20 protein-coding genes are annotated in these 25031 nt (G+C 52.0%); 8 read left to right on the top strand and 12 right to left on the bottom strand.

The annotated features are described in order from the left end of the window. The first annotated feature begins 143 nt into the window (after positions 1 to 143). Positions 144 to 1391 (top strand): tryptophan synthase subunit beta, encoded by a 1248-nt coding sequence (trpB, locus tag NEA10_RS08155; protein ID WP_252664822.1) that lies wholly within the window; start codon positions 144 to 146, stop codon positions 1389 to 1391. A 91-nt stretch (positions 1392 to 1482) separates the two neighbouring features. Further along, complete coding sequence (locus tag NEA10_RS08150) at positions 1483 to 2259, top strand: Uma2 family endonuclease (RefSeq protein ID WP_252664821.1); 777 nt, start codon at positions 1483 to 1485, stop codon at positions 2257 to 2259. A 40-nt stretch (positions 2260 to 2299) separates the two neighbouring features. Here the strand turns inward: NEA10_RS08150 and NEA10_RS08145 are convergent, their stop codons facing one another. Further along, entirely contained in the window at positions 2300 to 3220 is a 921-nt protein-coding gene (locus NEA10_RS08145) for a histone deacetylase family protein (protein ID WP_252664820.1), read from the bottom strand. Positions 3221 to 3588: 368 nt separating this feature from the next. Between NEA10_RS08145 and gyrA the strand changes: the two genes are divergently transcribed. Beyond that, positions 3589 to 6183, top strand: a complete 2595-nt coding sequence (gene gyrA, locus NEA10_RS08140) for a DNA topoisomerase (ATP-hydrolyzing) subunit A (RefSeq protein WP_252664819.1) — start codon at positions 3589 to 3591, stop codon at positions 6181 to 6183. A 127-nt stretch (positions 6184 to 6310) separates the two neighbouring features. Here gyrA and NEA10_RS08135 read toward each other — a convergent pair whose 3' ends face one another. Continuing rightward, positions 6311 to 8563, bottom strand: a complete 2253-nt coding sequence (locus NEA10_RS08135; protein WP_374111902.1) for an APC family permease — start codon at positions 8561 to 8563, stop codon at positions 6311 to 6313. Positions 8564 to 9003: 440 nt separating this feature from the next. Here NEA10_RS08135 and NEA10_RS08130 point away from each other — a divergent pair, with 440 nt between their 5' ends. Then, the gene (locus tag NEA10_RS08130) at positions 9004 to 9228 is read left to right on the top strand and encodes a DUF2811 domain-containing protein (RefSeq protein ID WP_252664818.1); all 225 of its coding nucleotides are present in this window, start codon (positions 9004 to 9006) and stop codon (positions 9226 to 9228) included. A gap of 92 nt (positions 9229 to 9320) precedes the next feature. Here NEA10_RS08130 and NEA10_RS08125 read toward each other — a convergent pair whose 3' ends face one another. The 3 genes from NEA10_RS08125 to NEA10_RS08115 all read right to left on the bottom strand — a co-directional run bounded on the left by NEA10_RS08125 (position 9321) and on the right by NEA10_RS08115 (position 11896). Continuing rightward, positions 9321 to 10445 carry a site-2 protease family protein gene (locus NEA10_RS08125; protein WP_252664817.1) on the bottom strand — a complete coding sequence of 375 codons (1125 nt, stop codon included), beginning with the start codon at positions 10443 to 10445 and terminating at the stop codon, positions 9321 to 9323. A 325-nt stretch (positions 10446 to 10770) separates the two neighbouring features. Then, positions 10771 to 11439, bottom strand: a complete 669-nt coding sequence (locus tag NEA10_RS08120) for a CheR family methyltransferase (RefSeq protein ID WP_252664816.1) — start codon at positions 11437 to 11439, stop codon at positions 10771 to 10773. Then, the gene (locus NEA10_RS08115) at positions 11411 to 11896 is read right to left on the bottom strand and encodes a hypothetical protein (RefSeq protein ID WP_252664815.1); all 486 of its coding nucleotides are present in this window, start codon (positions 11894 to 11896) and stop codon (positions 11411 to 11413) included. Before NEA10_RS08115 ends, NEA10_RS08120 begins: the two co-directional genes overlap by 29 nt. Positions 11897 to 12124: 228 nt before the next feature. On the opposite strand from NEA10_RS08115, the gene NEA10_RS08110 reads away from it, so the two are divergent. Then, the gene (locus NEA10_RS08110) at positions 12125 to 13969 is read left to right on the top strand and encodes a calcium-binding protein (protein WP_252664814.1); all 1845 of its coding nucleotides are present in this window, start codon (positions 12125 to 12127) and stop codon (positions 13967 to 13969) included. Here the strand turns inward: NEA10_RS08110 and NEA10_RS08105 are convergent. Beyond that, entirely contained in the window at positions 13966 to 15801 is a 1836-nt protein-coding gene (locus NEA10_RS08105) for a PP2C family protein-serine/threonine phosphatase (protein ID WP_252664813.1), read from the bottom strand. The genes NEA10_RS08110 and NEA10_RS08105 overlap by 4 nt on opposite strands. 225 nt (positions 15802 to 16026) lie before the next feature. Between NEA10_RS08105 and NEA10_RS08100 the strand changes: the two genes are divergently transcribed. Both NEA10_RS08100 and NEA10_RS08095 read left to right on the top strand, forming a co-directional pair. Beyond that, positions 16027 to 16467, top strand: a complete 441-nt coding sequence (locus NEA10_RS08100; protein WP_252664812.1) for an NfeD family protein — start codon at positions 16027 to 16029, stop codon at positions 16465 to 16467. A gap of 57 nt (positions 16468 to 16524) precedes the next feature. After that, positions 16525 to 17517 carry an SPFH domain-containing protein gene (locus tag NEA10_RS08095; protein ID WP_252664811.1) on the top strand — a complete coding sequence of 331 codons (993 nt, stop codon included), beginning with the start codon at positions 16525 to 16527 and terminating at the stop codon, positions 17515 to 17517. Positions 17518 to 17618: 101 nt separating this feature from the next. Here the strand turns inward: NEA10_RS08095 and NEA10_RS08090 are convergent, their stop codons facing one another. From NEA10_RS08090 to acnB, 5 genes are all read right to left on the bottom strand, one after another. Beyond that, complete coding sequence (locus NEA10_RS08090) at positions 17619 to 17762, bottom strand: CAB/ELIP/HLIP family chlorophyll-binding protein (protein ID WP_252664810.1); 144 nt, start codon at positions 17760 to 17762, stop codon at positions 17619 to 17621. A gap of 58 nt (positions 17763 to 17820) precedes the next feature. Continuing rightward, on the bottom strand, positions 17821 to 17964 hold the full coding sequence (locus NEA10_RS08085; protein WP_252664810.1) for a CAB/ELIP/HLIP family chlorophyll-binding protein: 144 nt from the start codon (positions 17962 to 17964) through the stop codon (positions 17821 to 17823). A 184-nt stretch (positions 17965 to 18148) separates the two neighbouring features. Beyond that, positions 18149 to 19108 carry an aromatic ring-hydroxylating dioxygenase subunit alpha gene (locus tag NEA10_RS08080; protein WP_252664809.1) on the bottom strand — a complete coding sequence of 320 codons (960 nt, stop codon included), beginning with the start codon at positions 19106 to 19108 and terminating at the stop codon, positions 18149 to 18151. Positions 19109 to 19230: 122 nt separating this feature from the next. After that, positions 19231 to 19407, bottom strand: coding sequence for a helix-turn-helix domain-containing protein (locus NEA10_RS08075; RefSeq protein WP_252665317.1), 177 nt, complete (start codon positions 19405 to 19407; stop codon positions 19231 to 19233). A 723-nt stretch (positions 19408 to 20130) separates the two neighbouring features. Then, positions 20131 to 22734 carry a bifunctional aconitate hydratase 2/2-methylisocitrate dehydratase gene (acnB, locus tag NEA10_RS08070; protein WP_252664808.1) on the bottom strand — a complete coding sequence of 868 codons (2604 nt, stop codon included), beginning with the start codon at positions 22732 to 22734 and terminating at the stop codon, positions 20131 to 20133. A gap of 352 nt (positions 22735 to 23086) precedes the next feature. On the opposite strand from acnB, the gene NEA10_RS08065 reads away from it, so the two are divergent. Beyond that, on the top strand, positions 23087 to 24073 hold the full coding sequence (locus tag NEA10_RS08065) for a nodulation protein NodZ (RefSeq protein WP_252664807.1): 987 nt from the start codon (positions 23087 to 23089) through the stop codon (positions 24071 to 24073). Here the strand turns inward: NEA10_RS08065 and NEA10_RS08060 are convergent, their stop codons facing one another. Next, a complete protein-coding gene (locus NEA10_RS08060) occupies positions 24074 to 24865 on the bottom strand; it encodes a DUF1361 domain-containing protein (RefSeq protein ID WP_252664806.1) in 792 nt (263 codons plus the stop codon). Between the last annotated feature and the right edge of the window lie 166 nt (positions 24866 to 25031).

The raw sequence follows: 25031 nt of genomic DNA, 5'->3' as shown, positions 1-25031 counted from the left end.
AGCATAGGTCTTGCATATTTACATCGTCAATACGTACTGAACCTCAAGGCTCACTTGTCGTCGCTTAAGGCGCTGATCGCCCCAGTAGAAATGCCGACCCCTGGCCACCTATAATAGAGAGGTAATCCGTCCATCAAGCCAATATGACCGTATCCCCCGTTTCCCCCTCCTCTGCCACCCCAGCGACCGTTCCCGATGCCCTCGGACGCTTTGGACAGTTCGGCGGTAAGTATGTCCCCGAAACCCTGATGCCGGCCTTGGCGGAACTGGAAACAGCCTTTGCACGCTACAAGGATGACCCCGAGTTCCAGGCCGAACTTAACGGCTTACTCAAAGATTACGTCGGACGGCCCTCCCCTCTCTACTTCGCCGAACGACTCACCGAACATTATGCCCGTCCTGATGGCAGCGGGGCTAAGATTTACCTGAAACGGGAAGACCTCAACCATACTGGCGCTCATAAAATTAATAATGCGATCGCCCAAGCCCTCCTAGCCAAACGCATGGGCAAACAGCGCATCATTGCCGAAACCGGCGCCGGACAACATGGCGTCGCCACCGCCACCGCCTGCGCTCGCTTTGGCTTGGAGTGCATCGTCTATATGGGTGTCGAAGACATGAAACGGCAAGCCCTAAACGTGGTGCGGATGCGCCTGTTGGGGGCGAAAGTCGAACCCGTCAGTGCCGGAACGGGAACCCTCAAAGATGCCACCTCCGAGGCCATCCGGGACTGGGTGACTAACGTGGAAACCACCCACTACATCCTCGGTTCCGTTGCCGGTCCCCATCCCTATCCCATGATGGTGCGGGATTTCCACGCCATCATCGGCCAAGAAACCCGCCGCCAATGTCAGGACCTCTGGGGGGGCCTACCCGATGTGTTACTAGCCTGTGTCGGCGGGGGTTCCAACGCCATGGGACTGTTTTATGAGTTTGTCAATGATGCCTCAGTCCGCATGATTGGCGTTGAAGCAGCCGGGGAAGGGGTCACCTCCAGCAAACACGCCGCCACACTCACCCAGGGCAAAGTGGGCGTGTTACATGGGGCCATGAGTTATCTCTTGCAGGATGACGATGGCCAAGTCACCGAGGCTCACTCCATTAGTGCTGGCCTGGACTATCCCGGAGTTGGTCCTGAACATAGCTATTTGAAGGATACCGGCCGGGCGGAGTATTACAGCGTCACCGATGATGAGGCCATGCAAGCCTTTCAGTTGGTGTCCTGTTTAGAGGGCATCATTCCCGCCCTGGAGACAGCTCATGCCTTCGCCTATTTAGAAACCCTCTGTCCCCAACTGGCTGATGGGGCGACGGTGGTGATTAATTGCTCTGGACGAGGGGATAAAGATGTTCAGACGGCGGCCCGTTATCTCCAGTTAGGGGATGTGTAAGGGCTAGTCCCTGATAGACGGTGTTGGGGTGGGGACACCTCGCCCCAAAAGGTTTCGATGCGTTGTTCAGTCGGATTAGGAGTGTCTGGGTATGGTATCTCAAGAATTTCATCCGTTACCTCCTCGTGATGTCTTACCGACCATGTATGACTTGCCCAGTGAGGACCCGGAGGAGCCTGGTTTGCCTGACGAGTTTCATCTGCGTCAACCGGAGTTGTTGCGCTTAACCTTTCGCCCCCCCACCTATGGGGAGGATGAGCTGTTTACAGCTAGTGACCTTAATCTCTACTACGATGTTCGCCATCCCCAATGGTATAAACGCCCGGATTGGTTCGCGGTGTTGGGGGTCCCTAAACTCTATGAGGAACGGGACTTACGCTTGAGTTATGTTACTTGGCAGGAAGGGGTTTATCCCTTTGTGGCGGTTGAGTTGTTGTCTCCGGGGACGGAGGCGGAAGATTTGGGCCGCAGTTTACGAGATGCCAGTCGCCCACCGAATAAATGGACGGTGTATGAGCAGATTTTGCGGATTCCCTATTATTTTGTCTTCAATCGCTATACCGATGAGTTTCAAGCCTTCGGGTTAATCACCAATAGCTACCAACCTCTGCCAATGGAAGGTTTAGGGGTTTGGCTGGAGGAGGTTCAGTTAGGCTTGGGACTCTGGGAGGGAACGTATCAGGGGATTAGTCGCCGCTGGCTGCGGTGGTATCGCGAGGGTGGACATTGGATTCTCACGCCGGAGGAGTTGGAACGAGAACGGGCTGAACGGGAACGAGAACGGGCTGATTTAGCAGAACAGGAAGTTCAACGCTTGCGCGATCGCCTAGAACAGTTAGGGATTAACCCTGATGAGTTACCAGGATAAGTCCTATGGCCAGCCAACAAGGACTCGTTTGTCTCATCTCTCAAGGGTTGACCACCATGAAGGGTTCAAGGGTTTTCACCACCGACTGACTGAGGCTATCTAAGTCATAGCCCCCTTCTAAGCCAAACATGAGATGAGGTGTAATCTCTAAACACCATTGGCTTAGTTGTTGGTAATCCTCAGGTTGCAACAACATTTGGGAGATGCTGTCGGCTTTGGTTCCATCATAACCGGCACTAATGATTAATAAGTCGGGGCGAAAGTTGCTGAGAAAGGGAATGACCTGCTCCTGAAAAACCTGGCGGTAGGTTTCGGATGTGGTATTGGGAGGAAGGGGAAGATTTAAGACATTCTGATAATAGCCGGTTTCAGAATTGGAGCCAGTTCCGGGATAGTTGGGAGATTCATGAAGTGAACAATAGGCAAATTGGGGATGGGTTTCCAAAATAGCTTGAGTTCCATTGCCATGATGGACATCCCAATCTAAAACAGCCACGCGGTCAATGGTAAATTGCTTGAGGGCGTAATGGGCGGCGATCGCCGCGTTGGAGAAAATACAAAATCCCATCCCCCGATCGCGTTCGGCATGATGGCCCGGGGGACGAGCGAGGACAAAACTCGGTTGTCCTTGATGAACAACCAAATCAACAGCATCTAGCCAAGCACTCACCGCTAAGAGTGCCACATCATAGGAACTTGCTGAGATGGACGTATCCATATCGATGCGTCCACCGCCGCGACTGGCAATTCGTTTGATGGATTCAACATAGTCACGGGGATGAACTTGCATGATCAGATTGAGGAGTTCCGGGCGATCGCTCGGCAGTTGCCAATGGAGTTGTTCCGCCCAGGGTTGAGCGTTCAAGCGTTGGACAATAGCCCGCAGGCGATCTGGACGTTCAGGATGATAGGCTCCCGTGCGATGATCCAGGAAAGCCTCGGCATAGAGAATGGGAAACATAGCTGACCCTAATATTCGGGAAGAAATGCGTCAAAGAATCGGGCGATCGCCGACTCATTTAACCCTATCACAGACTCCTTCAATTCTATCATTGCCAGCCCGCCCAGACCCAAGACTTCCTAACGAGTAAACCTCAGCTTATTTAACCCTCCTAAAGTGACCCGTCTTTCCCTCAAAAAGCATTAGAAGCCGCAAGACCCTTTTTGCAAAACTCAAAAGTATCCAGAAGCGATCGCATTATGTTAAAATATTGAGCAGAATTGGCGCAAATTAGCTGCGCCATTGCCGTTTAAAAAGTAACCCGCACGCAGCCGGTTGGTGCGAACGCAACCCTGTCCAACTGCGGTTTAAAGGGAGAATTTTACCGTATGACCATTGCCGAAGAACGGATCGTTCCAACGGATTTAGGGAACGAAATGTCTCGATCCTACCTCGAATACGCCATGAGCGTCATCGTGGGTCGAGCCTTACCCGATGCCCGAGATGGACTCAAACCCGTCCACCGCCGCATTCTCTATGCCATGCACGAATTGGGCCTGTACCACGATCGCCCCTTTCGTAAATGCGCCCGTGTGGTTGGGGAAGTCTTAGGGAAATATCACCCCCATGGAGATACCGCCGTCTATGATGCCCTGGTGCGCATGGCCCAACCCTTTTCCATGCGATCGCCCCTAATTGAAGGTCATGGTAATTTCGGCTCCGTGGACAACGATCCCCCGGCCGCCATGCGGTACACGGAAAGCCGCCTACAACGGTTCAGTAGCCTATCCCTGCTACAAGACATCGACTCTGATACCGTTGACTTCGCCGATAACTTCGACGGCTCCCAACAAGAACCCATCGTTCTTCCCGCGAGAATCCCCCAATTACTCGTCAACGGTTCCTCTGGAATTGCTGTAGGGATGGCCACCAACATTCCCCCCCATAACCTCGGGGAACTGGTTGATGGCCTCGTGGCCCTAATTGAGAGTCCCGATTTAACGGATCAGGACCTCATGGAATACATCCCCGGGCCCGACTTCCCCACCGGCGGTCAAATTCTTGGAACCAGTAGCATTCGCGATGCTTATACCAGCGGACGAGGCTCCGTCACCATGCGGGGTGTAGCCAATATCGAGACCCTAGAACGGCGTGGGGCCCCCGATCGCGAAGCCATCATTGTCACCGAACTCCCCTACCAAACCAACAAAGCGGCCCTAATCGAGAAAATCGCCGACTTAGTCAACGACAAAAAACTAGAAGGAATTTCCGACATTCGCGACGAGAGCGATCGCGACGGAATGCGGATTGTCATCGAACTGAAACGAGATGCCTACCCTCGCGTCGTTCTCAACAATCTCTACAAACAAACCCCGATCCAAAACAACTTTGGGGCCAATATGTTGGCCCTGGTGGACGGCGAACCGCAACTGCTAACTCTCAGTCGTTTTCTAAACGTCTTCCTAGACTTTCGCATCGAGACCATTACTCGCCGCACCCGCTACGAACTGCGTAAAGCCCAGGAACGCGATCACCTCTTACAAGGGTTACTCATCGCCCTTGAACATCTCGATGGCGTCATTCGTTTAATTCGCCAATCTCCCGACAGCGCCTCTGCTAAAACCCAACTGATCCAGGATTATAATCTCTCCGACTATCAAGCCGATGCCATTCTGCAAATGCAGTTGCGTCGTTTGACGGCCTTAGAAGCCGACAAAATCCAACAAGAACATGAGGCCCTGCAAGAAACCATCGCCGACTTAGAAGATATCCTAGCCCGGCGAGAGCGAATCTTAGACATTATCAAAGCCGAACTCCTCGAACTCAAAGAGATTTTCGCCACCCCTCGCCGCACCGAAATCCTCAGAGATGAAGGAGATCTCGACGACACCGACTTAATTGCCAACGAACAGGCCTTAATTCTGGTGACCGAACAGGGCTATATCAAACGGATGCCCGTTAATACCTTTGAGGCCCAAAATCGGGCCACCCGGGGTAAATCGGGAACGAAGATGAAAGAGGATGATGGCATTGCCCATTTCCTGACCTGTTGCGATCATGACCACATTCTCTTTTTCAGCGATCGCGGCGTGGTCTATAGCGTTAAAGCCTATCAAATTCCCACCGGTTCCCGGACCTCCCGAGGGGTTCCCATTGTGCAACTGTTGCCCATTCCTCGGGATGAAAAAATCACTTCCGTGGTTCCCATCAGTGAGTTTAGCGACGATGAATATCTAATCATGCTCACCCAGGGAGGTAACGTCAAGAAAACTGCCCTCTCCGCCTTTGCCAACATTCGCGCCAACGGCTTAATTGCCATCTCCTTGAGTGAGGGAGATGAATTACGTTGGGTGCGTCTAGCGCGGGCTGAAGATAGCATTATTATCGGGTCCCGTTCAGGTATGGCCATTCACTTCAAGGCGGACCACGAGCAACTGCGACCCCTGGGCCGGGCCACTCGTGGGGTGAAGTCTATGAACCTGCGGGATGACGATACCCTCATTAGTATGGATGTCCTACCCAGTAGCGTTGTCGAGACCTTAGGGGACACCGATGAGAGTGAGGTGGATGAGGCCGCTGAGATAGACGACAATGGCAACGACAGCGACGAGGCCACCTCCAATGGTGAAGGGCCTTGGGTGTTAATCGTTACCACAGGAGGCTACGGTAAACGAGTTCCCGTCTCCCAGTTCCGCCTACAACGCCGGGCCGGAAAAGGGACAATTGCCACCAAATTTAAGTCTCATCTCAAAGAAGACAGTGTGGTGGGGTTAATTGTTGTCAACGAAGACGATGAGTTAATGATGGTCACCATGCGGGGCATTATTATCCGCCAAGCCGCCAGCGCCATCACCCCACAATCTCGTTCAGCCACCGGGATTCGTGTGCAGCGCCTGGACAAAGACGATGCGATCGCCGCCGTGGCGATCGTTCCCCCAGCCGCCGAGGACACTGAGTTAGACGAAGGACTCAGCGAGGAGTAAAAAGAGGCAATAGGCAATAGGCAATAGGCAAGAGGGGGGAGATGACAATCCTGTTCAGGCTCAGGGTTGCTCTCCCTCCTCCTTTTCTCCGTGTCCTCTGTGCCTGAAGTGGTGACCCTCTTCCCTCCTAACGCCTCACCTGAGGCGTATCCTGCTGCAACACATCCTCAAAGGATGTCCCTTCAGCGGCTAGAACAAATAGAGTTGTGGGTAATCCTGAGGCCATCTTTTGTAAACGGCCATAATACTCAGCAAATTCCTCCATATCCTTATCGGGTTTAGCAATCCCCAAACAGACCAAATCAGCACTCGCCGAGGACTCCTTCAAGATTTCCGGGAAGGGACGGCCGTCAGCAATGATGACTTGAGTTTTCGCACCAATCCGTAGCCGATCTGCCATGTCCTCAAGGTTGAGTCGTGCGGCCTGGGCCGCCATTTCATTGGGAACCACCAGCTTCAAGAAGATTTCCGCACCCCGCCATTGGTTACTGGTTCGCAACAAATAGGCTAAGAGCAACATCAAACCGCCATTGGCTTGTAACCCTCCCCACCAGACATCAATGCGGCGGCGTTGGCCAAACTCCCGTTCAGCATTTTCACGAAAGATAATAATACTGCGGCGAGATTGATAGAGCTTAGCAATCAGGCGGCAATAGTCATGGCGTAGATGCTCCTGCTCACTATCCCCGAGGAAAATAGTATTGGGAACTAAGGGGCCAATCCCATAAGCCTCTACCAGCCGTTCCGCCCCCACAAAGGGATCGGGGGCAGTCACCAAGCGGACCAGGGCCTGAACACCCCGTTTTTCCAAATACTCGCGAATTTTGCTTTCTAACTTCGCCTGTTGTCCCATATCTCGGGAACCACTGGGCAGAACACTGGAAATGGTTACCATACCCCGGTTATGGGTGAGGGCGGTTGCGAGTTCTACTAGGGCCCAACGACGCATGGGAGCGCCGGACAAGACTAACATGTGGGGTCGCCAGTTTTTCGTATCGGCATCATCCCCCATGCTGAGGATGGCCATTCGTGCCAGTTCTACCCACAAGCCACGGCGAACATCTCCCCAAGCGGTTTGTAATTCCCGTCGTTCTAGCCAAAGATACACCCCCAAGACCAAAACCGCTGCTACCACCGCCGCAACGGGGTTAATCAGCAGCATCACCCAGAGACAGCCGATCGCCCCCAAGGCTGAGAGATACCAGGGGACACCGAAGGTGGGGCGAAAGGAGGGACTTTCTAAGAAGCCTTCAATGGCGGCGGCGGCGTTCAACACCAGATAGGTGCTGAGAAAGAACATGGTTAAGACTGGGGCGATTAGGTTCAAATCCCCAAGACTGACCGCTGCCAAGGCGACTCCCAGGGTGAGGAAAGTACCTAAACGGGGTTCGTCCGTCTCTCCTTTGCCCTGGCCCAGCCAACGTAGGATGGGGGGTAAGACACCATCACGGGCGAGGGCTTGTAGGACCCGAGGCGCACCCAGTACACTCCCTAAAGCACTCGATAGGGTCGCCCCCCAAACCCCTAAGAGAATGGCATCGCCCCAAATGGCCATGTCCCGCATCACCAAAGGGTTCTCCGTCAGAGCCGTATAATCGGCACGAGTGGCGAGGAACAGGGGCAAAACCATATAGATAACGTAGCCGGTCCCGACGGCGGCCAGAGTCCCCACGGGGATGGATTTGGAGGGGTTTTTTAGGTCACCGGACATATTGACCCCAGCCATGATTCCCGTGACGGCGGGGAAAAAGACGGCGAAGACTGCCCAGAAGGGTTCACCCACCCGCCCCGTGACATTCCACATGCCAATGTCACTCTCGGCAACGGGACCGCCAAAGACGAGGGAGAGGAGGGAGAGGGCGATCGCCCCCATGATGAAGTATTGGGCCCGGATGGCTAAATCGGCCGATTGGATGGCCAACCCCGCTACGACAACCGTTGTTATCAGGGCTATGGGGGTTTGATAGTCTTCCAGAACCGGGAAACTGTTACTCAGACTTTCGGCAAAGCCCAAGGTATAGAGTGCGACGGATAAGGCTTGGGCAAAGTACAGGGGAATGCCAACGGCCCCTCCCGTTTCAATGCCCAAGGAGCGGCTAATCATGTAGTAGGCCCCTCCCACTCGCACGACGCGATCCGTGGCGATCGCCGAAATGGACAGGCTCGTGAGCAGGGTGATGGAGGTCGCTAGGGTCACGATGACTAAGCTACCTAACCAACCCACATTGGCCACCACCCAGCCGAAACGCAGGTACATAATCACCCCCAAGATGGTGAGAATTGAGGGGGTAAAGACACCGCCAAATGTCCCCAAGCCGGATGTTGAGTCATCGTCTGGGGGCGGATTTGAGTTAGAGGATTGCTGCCAGGGAAAACGCACTAGATCAACAACAGGCTTAAGTTGCACCTGTTATCTTAAGGCAATTTCCCCAATTCGGAGCCGTTGCAATTCTTATCATTCCGACGGTCTTTCCCCAAAGATTCCACACTGTTTCCACAATTGCTTCCGACGTTTTCCACAGGTTATCCCGAGTTTTCCACAGGCGATCGCGCCGGTTGGGGATGGCTGGGTTCCCTTGGGGATTTCTCCGGCTCCCCCTCGGGAAACTCAAATTCCTGGAGCTTATGTAACGTTAAGTTACAAAAACAAGGCTCAAACCCTTATTCTTTCGTGGCACTGTGGTCTAGAAAAGAGCGAAGTTCATGTTTCGCAACATTGACAAGCCCACCCCTGATCGGACAACAATGATGCGACGGGTCGAGGTTGTCTCAACAAACTAGCCCCCAACCTTCCCCAACCCCTACATGCCGGAGGCCGTTATGAACACCAGTGTCAGCATACTTGCAGAAATCCCTGAAGATCTCCATGAATCCCTGAAAAGTTATCTCGATAGTCATCCTGACTGGGATCAGGATCGCATTTTTGCAGCAGCCTTGTCCCTGTTTCTCTTGCAAAATGGCGATAGCAGCACCCCAGAAGCGTCTCAGAACTATCGCCGGGCTGCCCGGGTTTATCTGGAAACCCTGTTTCAAACTCCGGAATAGGAGCCATGGAAAAGGCGGGCCAGGCCCGCCTTGTGGGTGGGGGAGTTCTCTCGGGGACTCCCCCCTTTCATTGAGAGGGTTTGTGGTTGAGCTTACGCTGGTTTCGCTTGACTATCGTTTTTGTTCTGGAGTAGGCGAATCACGGAGCTTTTCTCTAGCAGTCCCAGGACGATTCCATTTTCACCAATCACCGGAAGTTCGGAGAGTTTTTGACTTTCCAGGAGGGTGACAACGTCCAGTAAGGATTGATTGGATTCGACGGTTTGCAGGTCAACGCTTTCCATCAACTCGGAGACTTGGACATCATTCCAGTCGGAGGTGGGAACTTGACGCATGGAATCGACGGATAGGGCGCCGATGAGTTGTTGGTTCTCGTCGGTGACGAGGTATTTGCGCCAGTTGCGACGACCAATGATGTAGTTGTTGGCAAACTCTCGTAGGGAGAGGTTGGCGGGAACCACGGGACTGTCCGGGGTGACGGCGTCAGCAGCGGTGAGGCGATCAAGTTTCTCTTGGATTTGGGCCGATTGGGCGGAAGTTCCGGCGTTTTGCAGGAGGAACCAGCCAATCAGAATATTCCAGAAGTTGAATCCACCATTGAAGAGGACGGGAATGACACCGGAGGCGATCGCCAACCAACCAATCACTTGTCCGACGCGGCTGGCAAAGACGGTTCCTTTATAGGGGTTACCGGTCACTTTCCAAACAATGGATTTCAGGATGTTACCGCCATCGAGGGGAAGTCCGGGAATCAGGTTGAACAGGGCCAGAATCAGGTTAATCGAGGCCAGCAGTCCCAGAATCGCCGCCATGGGGGCCGAGAGGGGAACTGTCTGCACGATCGCCGTGAATAGACCAAACAGTCCCAAACTCACTAGGGGTCCGGCGATCGCCACCCAGAAGGCTTCTCCGGGGGTTTTGGACTCTCGCCCTAAGCTGGCTAAGCCACCAAAGAGGAAGAGGGTGATGGATTTGACTTCGATACCTTGGCTTTGGGCCACGAAGCTATGACCGAGTTCATGGGCCAGAACCGAGGAAAATAGGAGTAGCGCCGCTGCTAAGCCTAAAATCCAGGGTAGAACCACCCCCAGTTGGGGGAATTGGCTCGCGAGGGCACCCCCATAACTAAAGGTGACCAATGCCAAAACCAAAAACCAGGATGCGTTGAGGTAGAAGGGAATACCAAAGAGGCTTCCGACACGGAACGAGCCGTTCATAGAGACATTCTCCTGAATACAACTTACGTAAAGCGAGACTCGAACCGTCGAAACCTAAGGAACGTTAAGACCAACGTTCAGGGGCTTATCAAAGGATGATGACGATAGGGTTTATAGCCATGAATCTGCCTACAAACCGAGTTTGACGAGCCGAGTCGCTGTGAACTTGTTTCTATTGTAACGTTTTGTTAAATCCCGATCCGTTCAGGGCTGTCGCGTTCCCCGTCCTACGGGGTACGGTCTTTTACACTGTGGTTCAGACCCTGGCGCTCAGATGGTTCGGGGAGTTGCTGTCCCTGTGACAGCAATTACGTTATCTATATCTTTATAGTAGAGTGCGATCGCCCCCAAACGCATCCCCCAAGGGACAGAACTCATAAAACATGGCCTCATCCTGAAGACTGGCTCGAAATCCCTCAATTGATTGAGTTAAGGTTTCACTGGCCCCTAAAACGAGATACCCTTGAGGTTTAAACATTGGGTGTAACCGGTTAAGAATTTGAGTTCGTTGGGGAACCTCAAAATAAATCAAAAGATTACGCAATAAGATGAGATCCATAGGGGGGAGCGAGGGCAAAGGTTGACACAAATCAATGCGACGAAACTGTACCATGAGACGGATTTCATCGCAGATCACCCAATGGTTTCCCCGACAGTGGAAATAACGCTCGCGAAAACGCTTAGGGAGGCGACGCTTCACGTCTAAGTTGCTGTAAACCCCCGCGCGAGCCTGGTGCAGCACCTCATCGGAAATATCGCTGGCTAGAATTTGAATGGTCCATCGGTCTACCATCAGCGGGAACGCATCATAGAGCAACATAGCCAGGCTGTAGGCTTCCTGGCCCCGAGAACAGGCCGCAGACCAAATGTTGAGCTGTTGTTGTTGGTAATTGCGACGAAATAATTCTGGAAAAATTCGCCGACGCAGGCCTTCAAAAACCTGAAAATCTCGAAAAAAGGAGGTTTCAGAAGGAATCTGGGGAATCGGATTCATGAACATCAGGATCAGACAGCGGGTTGAGTTGCGGTAGAGTCTCCCTGATCTGACTGCTGTAGGTAAACCAGCCGGCAGCCAACGCTAGACTTAAAGCCGGAATCCACCATAAATGTAACAGTCCAGCCCAGAGCCAAAATCGCAGTCGTAAGCGCCAAAGAACAGGGGCATATTGGTGATTATTTAGGGCTGGGTTACGTTTGGCACTATGCCAGTAGTCGTGGCGATGTACCCGGCCATGACAGCGTCGACAGAGGGGAACCACATCCCACCCGGGGACTTCTCGCCCAGCAATTTTACCCCGTCGATCGCGATAGCGCAGATGATGGACTGCTTGCGCTTTGTGCAGGGGATTGAGAATACAGCGGTTGCGGCTGAAATGACGAGTACGGGCGGCGATGGTCTGCCAGTTGCCTTGATAACGATCTTTAAAGGATTTCTGACGAGAGACAGCCATAGACAGAAAACAATGGAGTGAACGCTCGGGAGGTTTTAAATAGTTAATCACTCTTTGCTATGGTTTGCATTATGGTCTGTTGCTGGGGCTTAACATCGAATCAAAAATTTAGCTTAAATTGTGGAATCGAGGCAACACTGAAAATATTATTTACTAAAAACCAACTCAAGTTGCCCATCGTGCTAAGCTTTAGGGAAGCCGGCTTTTACAGTTTACCCTTTAAGTCCGATGGATGTTCAACTTAACTTTTCAGACCTTGCGGATTTTGCTGCAATCGGGACTCAGTATGCTAGTCAAGGGTTGATATTCTCGGAGAATGCGATCGCCCTACGAAGTCGCAATGAAGGGGGACGGGGAAACTTCTCTCAGCCCGGTAACCCAACTCTGATGACCTATACGGGAGATGAAGCTATTCAAGTCGGGATTTTGGAGACCCTGCCGGCGATCGTCTCGGCACAACTGACCCTACGCTACACCTCACCCCATCTCGACCATAGCATCCAAGTGCTGGATGCTAATGGAGTGGTGATTGAACGTTTCACGCTGCCGAAAACGCCCCTTAACCTGGCTGTTGGGGGAGAGTTTGATAGTTTCCAAACTGTGACCTTTGAGTTTAATGGGGATGGGCGATCGCTGTTAATTGGTAGTTTTGCCAATCAGTTAGGAATTGATGATTTCAACTTAAACTTAACCTTTGCTGAACCCGAGCCGGAGCCAGAACCCGAACCCGAACCGGAACCTGAGCCCGAACCGGAACCGGAACCGGAACCGGAACCGGAACCGGAACCCGAGCCGGAGCCCGAACCCGAGCCGGAACCCGAGCCGGAGCCCGAACCTGAGCCGGAACCCGAACCTGAGCCCGAACCTGAGCCGGAATTGGAAAACCCCATCGCCGAGAACGACACCCTCACCTCGGACAGTATTGTTGGAACCCCCAATGATGACACCTTGATTTATGGTGACGTTGATCGAATTTTAGTTAACCCTGAAGATTTGTTGGAAAATGACAGCGACCCCCAGGGCGAGATATTAACCCTATTGGGAGTCGCCAAAGCTGTTAATGGTGCTGTCTTTCTGGATGAGGAGGAAATTATTTTTGTGCCGGATGAGGGCTTTTTGGCAGCGCCGGGACAGTTTCAGTACACCATCATCAATGAAAGTGGAGGAACAGCAACAGCAACCGCAATCGTTTTCAATACCCCGCCTCAAGTGCTTGATGGCCGGGGAGGCAACAACACCTTAATTCTCAACGAGCCGGTTGTCGTTGACTTGGGTCAAACGGCTGACCAAACCCTAGGGGATACTCTAACCGTACTCAACTTCAATAATGTCTTCGGCTCTCTAGGGAATAACACCCTGATTGGTAATGAGCAAGCCAACCTGCTAGTTGGCAATGATGGGGATGATGTCATCATCGGTGTTGCCGGTGATAACACCTTGATTGGAGGGAATGGCGTCAATACCATTCAGGGTGGAAAGGGTGATGATCTAATTATCGGTAATCCTGGAGATTTTGTCAGTGGCGGCAATGGTATTGATACATTCCTGATTGACCGTGATGAGGATATCACGGTCTTTATGCCTGATGATGTGGAAGTTTTAATTACAGGCAAAGGAGACAATTTCATAACAGGAAGTCTAGGACGGGACTCCCTGATTTCAACTGGGGGGCAAAACACGATCAAGGGAGGGGGAGATACGGGGAACTTCTTCTCTGGTGGTCCTGGAGCCGATCTCATGATTGGCGGAGCAGGCCCAGATACCTTTGTTTTCGATAATCCAGAGGATGGCGAAGATACACTGGTGGACTTCGACGTTAATGATTTGATTTTGATTTCTGCCGATGGATTTGGGGGGAACTTGACCCCTGGGGTAATATCACCTGAGCAATTTGTCATTGCTGATAGTGGCTCAACTGAAGATCATCGCTTTATCTTACAACCTGAGTCTGATGGAGGGATTCTCTTCTATGACCCCGATGGTGATGGTCCGCAACCTCAAATTCCTTTAGCGTTTTTGGAAAATATAAATGTCTCTTCCTTTTTCAACGAGAGCAACATTATCATCTTCTAATTCCCCGAGGCTGGGGCTTCCGGGAAAGAGGGGCCAGAGTCATCTTGAGATCGCATTTGTTGGTAAGCCAGTATAAAGACACCCACTCCTAAAATAATCATCAATATCACACCTAACCAAGTTTGCCAGGCTGGAGTGCGACGACGCCGGCGGCCCACGGAACCCGGCACATCGGTGGCTGGGTCGTATAACAGGGCTTTGGAGGCTTCAGATAACTCTGACTCTGGCGGGGGCTGGCTGAAATCTGGGGTGGTTTCAAAATGGTCAACGGGTTTGCGGGGTGGGGGAGAGACACGACAGAGCATCATGACTACCGAGGTGTTGTCATGACCGTTCTGCTCGTTAGCCAGTTGAATCCAGGCTTGTACGGCATCCCCGAGGGGACAGTCTCCTCCTAAGACGGCCGGGGCGACCTGTTGCCAAGACTTCTCCACCCAATCGTCATCACTGAGTCCGTCGGAACACAGGAGTAAAATGCCATCTTCTTCGATGACAAACCGCTGAATTGAGGGCTGGAGAAATTCACTGTCGCGGGTTCCCAGGGCCTGGGTGAGCGCGCCTGCATCGACTCGTTGTGAGGCTTCGGGCCTGAAGCTGCGGCCAAATTCGACTTCACGATGGGCAACATCATCATCAACGGTGAGTTGTTGGCAGTAGTGGGCGGTGAGCCAGTAGGCGCGACTATCGCCGACATTCACCAGATAGAGTTCATGGCTGTTGGGGCGCACCACCCCTGAGGTATTGCGCAGACTCTGCCCGAGTTGCCAGGCAAGGACGAGGGTGGTTCCCATGCGTTGGCGGGCTTCTCGCTCTTGGCTATCGTTTTGATAGGCGATGGTGTTGTTGGCGACGCGAACGAGGGCGGCCAGTTGTTCTGAGATGAGGTTTGGGGGGAGAGGGTTGGGTTCGAGTTGGATGGATTTGCTGAGTTCCCGCAGTTGCAGGGTTAGGGTCCGTACTGCGGTTTGACTGGCGACTTCGCCGCCGTCATGACCCCCCACGCCGTCACAGAGGATGGCTAGGTCTCGAATGTAGCCATCAGAATGGTTGAGGTCGCTGGCGGTGGGGTAACAGGCGTCTTCGTTGTGCGATCGCAAAGGACCGGGATCGCTGGCACCATAAATCTCTAGAAGTAGGGGGCGTTCGGCGGCCAGTTCCAGGAGTAGTTGATTAAGACTTGCTTCAATGCTGGGCAAGGGTTCTCCGTCCCGCATCCGCTGGCACAGGTGCATCATCGGTTGGGCGACAATGGCGGAGGAGCCACTGAGCCAATTGCTCCAGTGATAGCCTAAGTCGGTGAGCTGGTGGCCGGTGTTGCCACTGTGGAGTTGCAGCAACCAGATGCGCCAGCCTTGAACTCGTATATTTTCTGGATTGAGGAGGCTGGCGGCGACCCCTTGCTCATCCAGGATGGACCACAGTTGCAGACTCTGCCACAGCCAATAGACTTGACGGACGGCTGGGGCGCCGGTCCAGGTTTCTCGCAAGCTGGGATAGAGTTGACCCTCTGGGGTGATGGGGGCGTTGTCTAAAAGTAGAATCGGGTCGCCGGAGTGGTTCTCTGGGCTGTAAACGCTATAAATCTGTGGTACGTGGAGCTGCTGACGCACCAGCCGCAGGTAGGGGAGATGGTTGAGGCTAATCTCTTCGGGTAGCTCCGGGGCACGATCGGGGTGGCGATCGCACCAGATTTGTGGCTGAATCACCTCATAGCGATCGCCCAAGGTTTCCCCTGCTGGAATCTGAGCCGCCAAGTTCCCAACCGCCCAAAGATAGTGAGGGAGCTTGGTTTCAGGAGGGTCAATACGGTTAGCAAAGTCGCGGAAGAGCACGTCTATCGAGTAATAATTGAGAGTTCAGTATCCAAAAAGCAGGGGAGGAATACCAGCGGGATTAGCCCCTCGGGGGGATGGATCCGTTTTTAGTATAGTCCCTCCCTCAAGCAAAACGACCGTTAAAGGACAATTAAGGAAACAGCCAAGTTTAGGATTCGTTGCCTATGATGGAGAAGGATGGCGGTTTGATGCTTCCGTCCCTGTTCCCTCTCACGATAATCTATGGATTTCCCGACATCTATGGAGAGCTTCACCCTACTCTGGCTAGGACTGGGTATCTTGTTTTGTCTGATGGAGTTGTTTCTACCAACGGCGTTTGTGGAACTTTCCATGGGGCTAGCAGCCTTTGTTGTGGCCTTACTTTCTTTGGTTATTCCACAACCGTCCATTCAAATTTTCCTCTGGATGGTCCTGGCCTTGGGGTTCCTGTTTACGCTCAAACAGTTCGTGCCTAAGAAAAGTTCCTATGTTCTAGCTGAGGCAACGGAAGCTGAGACGTTGACGGCGATCGAACCCGGAAAACTGGGGCGCGTCTTGTTTGAAGGCAATTCTTGGCAAGCTCGCTGTGAGGGAGATTTTTCGATTCCGGCACATTCTAAAGCCTTAGTGGTAGGCCGTCAGGGGAATACATTATTGGTCTTACCAGAAGACTTTGAGGAATGATTTAGACTAAGGGCTGGGGCATTTAACTCTGTTTGAACGCATTTTTAGGAGAGTATTATGGAAGCGTTATGGACATTTATTGTCGTTGTGATTTTGGGGGGGTCTGTTGCCAACAGCTCCGTTAAAATCGTTAATCAGGGAAATGAGGTTTTGGTGGAAACCCTGGGTAAATACAGCGGCAAGAAACTGGAGCCAGGCTTAAACTTTATTATCCCGTTTTTAGACAAGGTGGTCTTCAAAGAGACGGTTCGCGAGAAAGTTCTGGACATCCCCGCACAGCCTTGTATCACCTCGGATAATGTGGCAATTTCTGTGGATGCGGTGGTCTATTGGCGAATTATGGATTTGGAGAAGGCCTATTACAAGGTCGAGGACTTAAAAACGGCGATGCAGAATCTGGTTTTAACTCAGATTCGCTCAGAAATGGGGAAATTGGAGTTAGACCAAACCTTTACGGCTCGTTCCGAGATTAATGAATATCTGCTGCAAGAGTTGGACATTGCTACAGATCCCTGGGGGGTGAAGGTGACTCGGGTGGAACTGCGGGATATTATCCCCTCGAAGGCGGTTCAGGATTCGATGGAGTTACAGATGTCGGCAGAACGGCGTAAACGAGCGGCAGTGTTGACGTCGGAGGGAGAACGGGAGTCGGCGGTAAACTCTGCACGAGGACGAGCGGAAGCCCAAGTTTTGGAAGCGGAAGCGAGTCAACGAGCCGCAATTTTACAGGCGGAGGCGGAAAAACAAGCAATTTTGCTAAAAGCTGAGGCGCAACGTCAGGAACAGGTGTTGAAGGCCCAGGCGACAGCGGAGGCGATGCAAATTCTGGCCAAGACCTTAAAGGTTCACCCGAAAATGGCCGAGTCACTTCAGTTTTTGTTGGCGCAACAGTATCTGGAGATGGGGTCTGAAATTGGCACCAGTGATAGTAGTAAGGTGATGTTTATGGACCCGCGCAGTATTCCGGCAACTCTGGAGGGAATGAAGTCAATTTTAAGTCAGGAAGAGTTAGAGGCGGTGTCTTCTCAGGAGTTTAGTTTAGATGGTTAAGTGGGTTGTACACTGAACTTGATCAACAAAACCGGGAGACGTGTTGCGCTCCCGGTTTTGTTGTGTATGACTGAAAAGATGACGTTAGGGAATTGGTGAGATTACATCAAGCCAATTTGAGAGAGAATCCCTTGTCCGGTCAGAACTTCGGTAGCGATGCCGATGACGAAGCCGAGCATCGCAAGGCGACCGTTCCAGGTTTCTGCGAATTGGGTAAAGCCGAGTTTGCTGTCTTGATTTTCCATGGTTAGTATCTCCTTGGGTGAGGTGAGCGATTACAGGTAATGTAGGTGTTCGAGGGGATTACATTAAGCCAATTTGAGAGAGAATCCCTTGTCCGGTCAGAACTTCGGTGGCAATGCCGATAACAAAGCCGAGCATTGCTAAACGACCGTTCCAGGTTTCTGCGAATTGGGTAAAGCCGAGTTTGCTGTCTTGGTTTTCCATGGTTGGTATCTCCTTGCCTTGGCTGCTTCTTTTCAAAAGTTAACACAACTACCTGAGAGTTGCAACGTTTTATTAAAAAAAGTTGACAAGGAGGTGATGTATTATACAAATCTGACTTGTCAAGTCAAGAGAATAGGGAAAAAACCGTCCTTCGAGAGAGATTTGGGGGTTCGGTAGGAGGAGTTTAGGAGGCGATCGCCCCAAACTCAACTCCTCGCCGTTGCAACCACTGACGGTAGGCGATGGAGGCGCGATCGCTCGGGAGATGTCCCTCTTGGGAGAGCGTGAGGGGGAGTCGTTTGGGTTGTTGGGACTCAACGATCGGAATATCTTGGCGAACCACACGGTCTTGAAAGCTATGAAGTTCAGCTTGGGGAATGTCTGAGCCGTAGTTCATGGCAATCCACATCCAACCCATGGCCAGTTCAGGTTCTAGGGGACAGATGGTGAAGAAGATGCTGAGGCGGCGATTACTGGAAAGTTTCTCAAACCAGGCACTGAGGGGAGTGGGGGCATGATAGTTGTAGGTCACCTTGGCGCCTTCCCCGGTTCCGTCGGGGTTAGGTTGCCAGATTTGCACATCTTTAATGAATAATCCTTGCTCATTCCAGTCCACCTGATACTCGGGGACTTCGGTATGCAGGCGATCGCCTAGGAGGCCATCATGGACAAAGGGGAAATGGGAGACATCGAGGAAGTTTTCCATCACCCGCAGGGGACTGGAGCGAAAGCGATAGGCCCCACAGAGGAATTTACGGTAGTTCAGATCATTCCATTCGGGGAAACTGGGGATGGTTTTAGGGTCAGCATCCGGGTTGAGGGATAACCAAACCAACCCATAGCGAAGTTCAGCCAGATAACTAGACAGGGCCAGTTGGGGGGAGGGGTTCCATCCTGAGACCGCCGGAACCTCAACGCAGCGTCCTTCCCGATTAAAGACCAGTCCATGATACGGACAACGAAGTCCTCCGTCTTCTACCGTTCCCCCGGAGAGGCGAACGCCACGATGAGGACAGCGATCATCCCAAGCGAGAATGCGATCGCCGCACCGCCAAATGACGAACTCCCGTTCGAGGAGTTTCACGGAACGAACAGTGCCGGGTTCAATAGTCTCGGCGACGGGATGCCAATCTTGCTGGAGCATGATAGTTGGAATATCTTCAGTAACTTGAACTGCCAATTCACACGGTAATTTGCAATGTTTTCGTGAACTCGACCTATCCGCTTGATCAGTTTGAGCCAGTTTTTTGACCCCTTTTCTTCGCTTCAGTGAGCGCCTTTTTTCTGCCGTAGTAATTGGGATAGGGAGTGTCTACTGAGATGATGTACTCTTTGCTGTAGACTGCAAGTATTGACCCGGCACTTTCGGCTGTTGTGCCAGTCTTTGCGCTCCCGGACTGCATAGTTGTAGACCCTGCGGCAAGTCTCCAGCCAAGTCAGCATCTGGAGTTCTTGTTGAAGGTCTGGGTAAATCCGGTATGAGTAGGTCAGTACAAGCATGTTGCTAGTATAGCTCAGGAGGGCTCGAAATGCTCCCTAGAAATAGCAAACAGAGTTTAGCGACTCCGCTTCGCTCCATCACCTCGGCTTTCATCCCGACACTCGCCTGTACCTCCGGCAGGCTTCGCCGACGGCAGAGTGCGGGGCTTCCCGCCGATCAAGCTAATTATGATAATCTGACGAGTTGAAGTTGGTTTTATAAAGATAAAATCGCTCGTGATTCTGGGTGAAGCGAAATTTAGCTTAATGATTTGCTAGGATTGCGATCGCAGTTTAGCCACAGTCGCATCGAGTTACAGGGTATATCTGTGTGGTATGCTGGAGGTCTGAGGGCGACGGAGTCATGCTTAACTAGACTGGAAACTTAAGATTTGACCTAGTAAAATGTCGGAGTTCGACATCTCCAAAACCTTACGTTTTTGCCCAATACAGCAACTGCTTAATCGATTGAAAGTCCAGCCTCATTGAGGGCATCGAGAAAGCGTTTCCCTTTTTCTATTTCGTAGTTCAATAATGTTGCTGTAGCCATTTTAAAACTCCATGATCTAAATCAGTAATTGCCTGGTAAATCTCCGAAGCTTCCTGTTCGGCATGTTGTTTAGCGAGAAACCGAGTGTCTTCAAGACACCCGGTTTCTGGAGGTCTCCCCAGGTTAATCTCAGGCGCTTACTTCGCTCCAGCCGGCATCCCTAAGATATCCTCAATCTTGGGCATCTCCTCTAGAGGAATCACGCGGCCCTCATCTTCAAAGCCAACCAGCTCATTGAAGTTGAGATAGCGGTACAACTCATCCGCAAAGGGGTCGATTTTATCCTTCATAATCTCCAGATATTCCTCCTTCGTGGGAATGCGGCCCAGTAGCGCACAAACTGCCGCTAACTCCGCCGACCCCAGATAGACTCGCGCCCCTTTACCCATACGGTTATTGAAGTTACGAGTCGAGGTGGAGAAGACTGTGGCCTCATCTTCCACTCGGGCCTGGTTCCCCATACAGAGAGAACATCCCGGCATCTCCGTGCGCGCACCCGCCGCCGCGAAGATTCCATAGACCCCTTCCTCACGCAATTGCTTCTCATCCATGCGGGTGGGAGGACAAATCCAAAGCCGCACTTTCACGGGGCCAGCCCCTTCCAACACCTTCGCCGCTGCCCGATAATGACCAATGTTGGTCATACAAGAGCCGATGAAGACCTCATCAATCTTGTCATGGCTACATTCGGACATCAACTTGACATTGTCCGGGTCATTGGGAGCGGCGACAATGGGTTCGGTAATTTCGCTGAGGTTCACCTCTAGGGTGTCCGCATACTCAGCATCCTTATCGGCCGACATTAACTCAGGATTGGCTAACCACTCCTCCATCTTGGCGGCGCGACGCATGAGGGTGCGCGCATCCTGATAGCCGCGAGCCACCATATTTTTCAACAGCACCACGTTCGATCGCAGATACTCGGAAACCGTTTCAGTCCCTAACTTAATGGTACAACCGGAACAAGACCGCTCAGCCGTGGCATCCGTCAACTCAAAGGCTTGCTCGACTTTCAAATCGGGCAGTCCTTCCATCTCCATAATCCGCCCGGCGAAGAGGTTTTTCTTGTTCTCTTTGCCGACGGTGAGTTTCCCATCCTGAATCGCCACCCAGGGAATAGCATTGACGATATCCCGCAGGGTGACACCGGGCTGTAATTCCCCGGTGAAGCGCACTAACACCGATTCGGGCATATCCAAGGGCATGACTCCCAAGGCGGCGGCGAAGGCCACTAACCCTGAACCAGCGGGGAAGGAAATCCCCAAGGGAAAACGGGTGTGGGAGTCGCCGCCGGTTCCGACGGTATCCGGTAGTAGCATCCGGTTGAGCCAGGAGTGGATGATGCCATCCCCGGGACGCAGGGAAACACCGCCTCGGGTGGAGAAGAAGTCGGGCAGGTCTTTGTGGGTGTTGATGTCCACCGGTTTGGGATAGGCGGCGGTGTGGCAGAAGGTTTGTAGGGTGAGGTCGGCGGAGAAGCCGAGACAGGCGAGTTCCTTGAGTTCGTCTCGCGTCATGGGCCCGGTGGTGTCTTGGGACCCAACGGTGGTCATGACGGGTTCGCAGGAGGTTCCAGGACGCACACCGGGAAGTCCGCAGGCTTGGCCGACCATTTTCTGGGCCAGGGTGAAGCCTTTATCGCTGACTTCGGGGATTTCAGGACGGGCGAAGAGGTCGGTGATGTCGAGGCCCAAGGCTTCGCGGGTTTTGTCGGTGAGACTGCGACCAATCAATAGGGGAATCCGTCCGCCGGCCCGCACTTCATCGAGGATGGTGTTGGGTTTGACGGTGAAGGTGGTCAGGAGTTCGCCGTTTTTGGTGATTTCGCCGCTGTAGGGATGGATGGTGATGATATCCCCGGTTTCCATTTGGGTGACGTCACACTCGATGGGGAAGCCACCGGAGTCTTCAGCGGTGTTGAAGAAAATCGGCGCGATACTTCCGCCGAGAATAAAGCCACCAGAGCGTTTGTTGGGAACATGGGGGATGTCATGACCGATGTGCCATAACAGGGAGTTGATGGCGGATTTGCGGGAGGAACCGGTCCCGACGACATCACCGACATAGGCCACGGGATGGCCGTTTTCTTTGAGTTTGGCGATGGTTTCAATCCCCTCGGGCATCAGGGACTCCAGCATGGAGAGGGCGTGGAGGGGAATGTCGGGGCGGGTGGTGGCGTGGGGGGCTGGGGAGAGGTCGTCGGTGTTGGTTTCGCCGGGAACTTTGAAGACGGTGACGGTGATGGCTTCGGGAACTTTGGGTTTGTCTAAGAACCAAGCTCCGTTGGCCCAAGCGTCGACGACTTGTTTGGCATGGGGGTTCACGTCGGATAGGGCCAAAACGTCGTTAAAGGCGTCGAAAACCAGCAGGGTGGTACTGAGGGCGGTGGCGGCGGCGGCGGCTAGGTTGCTGTCGCGGGATTTGAGCAGTTCGACGAGGGACTGCACGTTGTAGCCGCCCACCATGGTTCCGAGGAGGGAGACGGCACCCTGGTGGGAGATGAGGGGACAGTCGATTTCTCCTTTGGCGATTCCGGTGAGAAATCCGGCTTTGACGTAGGCGGCTTCGTCTACGCCGGGGGGAATGCGATCGCGCAAAAGGGTCATCAGGACCCCTTCTTCGCCCTCGGGGGGGGTTTTGAGGAGTTCACAGAGTTCTGAGGTTTGTTCGGCGGTGAGGGGTAGGGGGGGAATGCCCAAGGCTTCCCGTTCGGTGGCGTGTTGACGATAGGCGTCTAGCATTAGGTTCGGTTCTCCTTGCACTTCAAACGACAATACCCCTTGGCTGCGGTTGTAGCGGTCAAGTTTGGGTGATGATTCTTAAAATCCTACGGTGAGTGGGGGGGTAACCGCTAGGGTGTCGAGGGATTCTCTTTTCAAGGTAACGAATTTTCTCGGGCTTGGGATAGGCCGGATGTGGCGATGTCTTGACTTGGCTTAGGGGGGACTCCTTGAAATTACTGAGGTGTTTAGTTGGCGAAATTTAGGGGAAAATGAGCTTTTTGAGGCTTTTAAGTCGGTTTTGGCGGGTTTCGCTTCCCTTGACGAACTTATTTTCCTGTGTAGGATCGTGGTGATTTAATCCGTAAAAACTATGACTAAGTACATTGTCGTCAAAGGAACTTCGGGCATCGGCAACCGAGTCTTTGCCGTTGCGACAGGAATTTTATACGCTCAGTTAAGTGGGCGACAGTTGGTGGTAGATTGGCGAGATGGCAGTTATTCCAATACGGGAACTAATTTATTTTTTCGCTATTTTGATTGTCCGCCGGCTCAGTCGGTGGACGTGTTACCGGAGACGGATTCGGTTTATCCGGCAATTTGGAAGCATCAACTTCATCGCTCGTTGGGGTCTTTGCGTACTGAGTTAGGCTTGACGGGCTATTCGGATATGTCATTTGATGTCTCTCGCCTTGATTCCCAGGACGATATTTTGGTGTTATCGGCGTACACCCATAAAATCAATCTCATGCGTCCGTTGTTGGCTCAGGAAACTCATCGGTTAGCCAATTCAACAATTCGGGACATCTTAAAGTCTATTTTACAAGAAAATTTATTTTTGAAAAAAGATATAAAAGAACGAGTTGAGGAGTTCAAGAAGGCATATTTTTCGGATTACATGGTAGGGGTTCATATTCGCTATTCTGATATGAAAGTTCCTTTAGCTGAGGTGGAGTTTGCGGTGCGCTCAATTACTCGATGGACTCTCTTACAACATACCAATTTTAAAATCTTCTTGGCAACGGATTCTCAGGAGGTTTTGTCCTTATTTAAGGGCAAATTTCCGAATGTGATTTCAACGGATAAGTGGTTTTCCGAGTCGGGAAAGCGATTACATCAAAATCCGGAAGAGTGTGGGGATTTAGTAGAGAATGGAATTGAGGCTTTGGTGGATTTATATTTACTGGCTGCTTGTGATAATTTGATATTTGCTTCACGGTCGTCATTTGGTTTTTTGTCAAGTCTGTTGATGACACAGCCTAAGGCCCGTTATTATGATATTGATGGTCAGCATTCTCTAATTAAGCGTATTAAGTCGAAGTTGATTAATACGGCTCAGCAGCTCAAGGTGTCCTCATAGTTATTGAGTGACCCGAATATCATGGGCGATCGCCACGGATTGAATGATAAACTTCGTCAGGGAATACAAAGCCATCAAAATTAGGAAACTAATCCCAATAATCAGCCAGTCGTAAGGATTGGTAAAATAGTCCAAAAGTTGCCGAATTACCGGGCGAGGATTGGTGAAAATATCCCAACTATTGAAACGTTCAAATCGTCCGAGACAAATGCCGATCGCACTCAGAAGATGAATAGTCCATTCGGTGGGTAGAATCCAACGAGAAAGCTGTTGGGCTTTCAGGTAACTCGATACATTGACTAAGGAGACGGTATAGGCGGCAAATCCTAAGCCCAAAACAACCATATAGAGAGGAATGGCAAAAAGCGTCAACACCCAAATGGAACGGGTTTGCCGGATATCTTCAATTAAGTGAATAATATCGGTGAGGAGATAGGGGGCGTTGGGGAGAAAGAGGATGAAAAAAATACAGCCAAACCACCACATCGTCGAGCGCGATCGCCCTGGAAAACAGAGAGAATCGACCCCCGCAATTCCTGACGTTATCAGCAGTCCAAAGATGAGATACAGGAGAGAAGCTTGCTCTAGTAAAATCTTGACAATTGCCGTGATTGATGGTAAGGATAATGCCGCTAAAATGCCCGTCAAAAAGGCTGTTAGCCAACGTAAGCCCAACCCCTGAGTTGGCTTGAATAAATAAAAACTCAGCAGCAGCGGAATAAAGGCCAGAAGTAGATTCCACTGTATCCAGGCGGCATTACGATTGAGAATTTGCAGGATATCTTGGTACATCTTAGGAGGTTTCCCCATACATCGGTTTTTATAGACTAACCCATCCGTTGTGGCAAATTATGAAGCCGATGTGACAATACTTTGACATTTTCCAAGGGGCGTAACAAGGAGGCAAGAGTGATGATTAACAATTCAGAGTTTCCCTGTCGCTGTGGGAGGGAATACT

The sequence above is a fragment of the Phormidium yuhuli AB48 genome, assembly GCF_023983615.1.
Taxonomy (GTDB): domain Bacteria; phylum Cyanobacteriota; class Cyanobacteriia; order Cyanobacteriales; family Geitlerinemataceae; genus Sodalinema; species Sodalinema yuhuli.
The sequence above is the reverse complement of the archived record's forward strand: the minus strand, read 5'-3'. Positions and strand labels throughout refer to the sequence as shown.

Excerpts from the sequence above, each read along its gene's own strand:
- gyrA (WP_252664819.1), top strand. The coding sequence starts at position 3,589 with ATGACCATTGCCGAAGAACGGATCGTTCCAACGGATTTAGGGAACGAA.
- NEA10_RS08090 (WP_252664810.1), bottom strand. The coding sequence starts at position 17,762 with ATGGAAAATCAAGACAGCAAACTCGGCTTTACCCAATTCGCAGAAACC.
- NEA10_RS08145 (WP_252664820.1), bottom strand. The coding sequence starts at position 3,220 with ATGTTTCCCATTCTCTATGCCGAGGCTTTCCTGGATCATCGCACGGGA.
- NEA10_RS08100 (WP_252664812.1), top strand. The coding sequence starts at position 16,027 with ATGGATTTCCCGACATCTATGGAGAGCTTCACCCTACTCTGGCTAGGA.
- NEA10_RS08150 (WP_252664821.1), top strand. The coding sequence starts at position 1,483 with ATGGTATCTCAAGAATTTCATCCGTTACCTCCTCGTGATGTCTTACCG.
- NEA10_RS08065 (WP_252664807.1), top strand. The coding sequence starts at position 23,087 with ATGACTAAGTACATTGTCGTCAAAGGAACTTCGGGCATCGGCAACCGA.
- trpB (WP_252664822.1), top strand. The coding sequence starts at position 144 with ATGACCGTATCCCCCGTTTCCCCCTCCTCTGCCACCCCAGCGACCGTT.
- NEA10_RS08080 (WP_252664809.1), bottom strand. The coding sequence starts at position 19,108 with ATGCTCCAGCAAGATTGGCATCCCGTCGCCGAGACTATTGAACCCGGC.
- NEA10_RS08130 (WP_252664818.1), top strand. The coding sequence starts at position 9,004 with ATGAACACCAGTGTCAGCATACTTGCAGAAATCCCTGAAGATCTCCAT.
- NEA10_RS08075 (WP_252665317.1), bottom strand. The coding sequence starts at position 19,407 with ATGCTGACTTGGCTGGAGACTTGCCGCAGGGTCTACAACTATGCAGTC.
- NEA10_RS08120 (WP_252664816.1), bottom strand. The coding sequence starts at position 11,439 with ATGAATCCGATTCCCCAGATTCCTTCTGAAACCTCCTTTTTTCGAGAT.
- acnB (WP_252664808.1), bottom strand. The coding sequence starts at position 22,734 with ATGCTAGACGCCTATCGTCAACACGCCACCGAACGGGAAGCCTTGGGC.
- NEA10_RS08125 (WP_252664817.1), bottom strand. The coding sequence starts at position 10,445 with ATGAACGGCTCGTTCCGTGTCGGAAGCCTCTTTGGTATTCCCTTCTAC.
- NEA10_RS08110 (WP_252664814.1), top strand. The coding sequence starts at position 12,125 with ATGGATGTTCAACTTAACTTTTCAGACCTTGCGGATTTTGCTGCAATC.
- NEA10_RS08095 (WP_252664811.1), top strand. The coding sequence starts at position 16,525 with ATGGAAGCGTTATGGACATTTATTGTCGTTGTGATTTTGGGGGGGTCT.
- NEA10_RS08060 (WP_252664806.1), bottom strand. The coding sequence starts at position 24,865 with ATGTACCAAGATATCCTGCAAATTCTCAATCGTAATGCCGCCTGGATA.
- NEA10_RS08115 (WP_252664815.1), bottom strand. The coding sequence starts at position 11,896 with ATGGCTGTCTCTCGTCAGAAATCCTTTAAAGATCGTTATCAAGGCAAC.
- NEA10_RS08085 (WP_252664810.1), bottom strand. The coding sequence starts at position 17,964 with ATGGAAAACCAAGACAGCAAACTCGGCTTTACCCAATTCGCAGAAACC.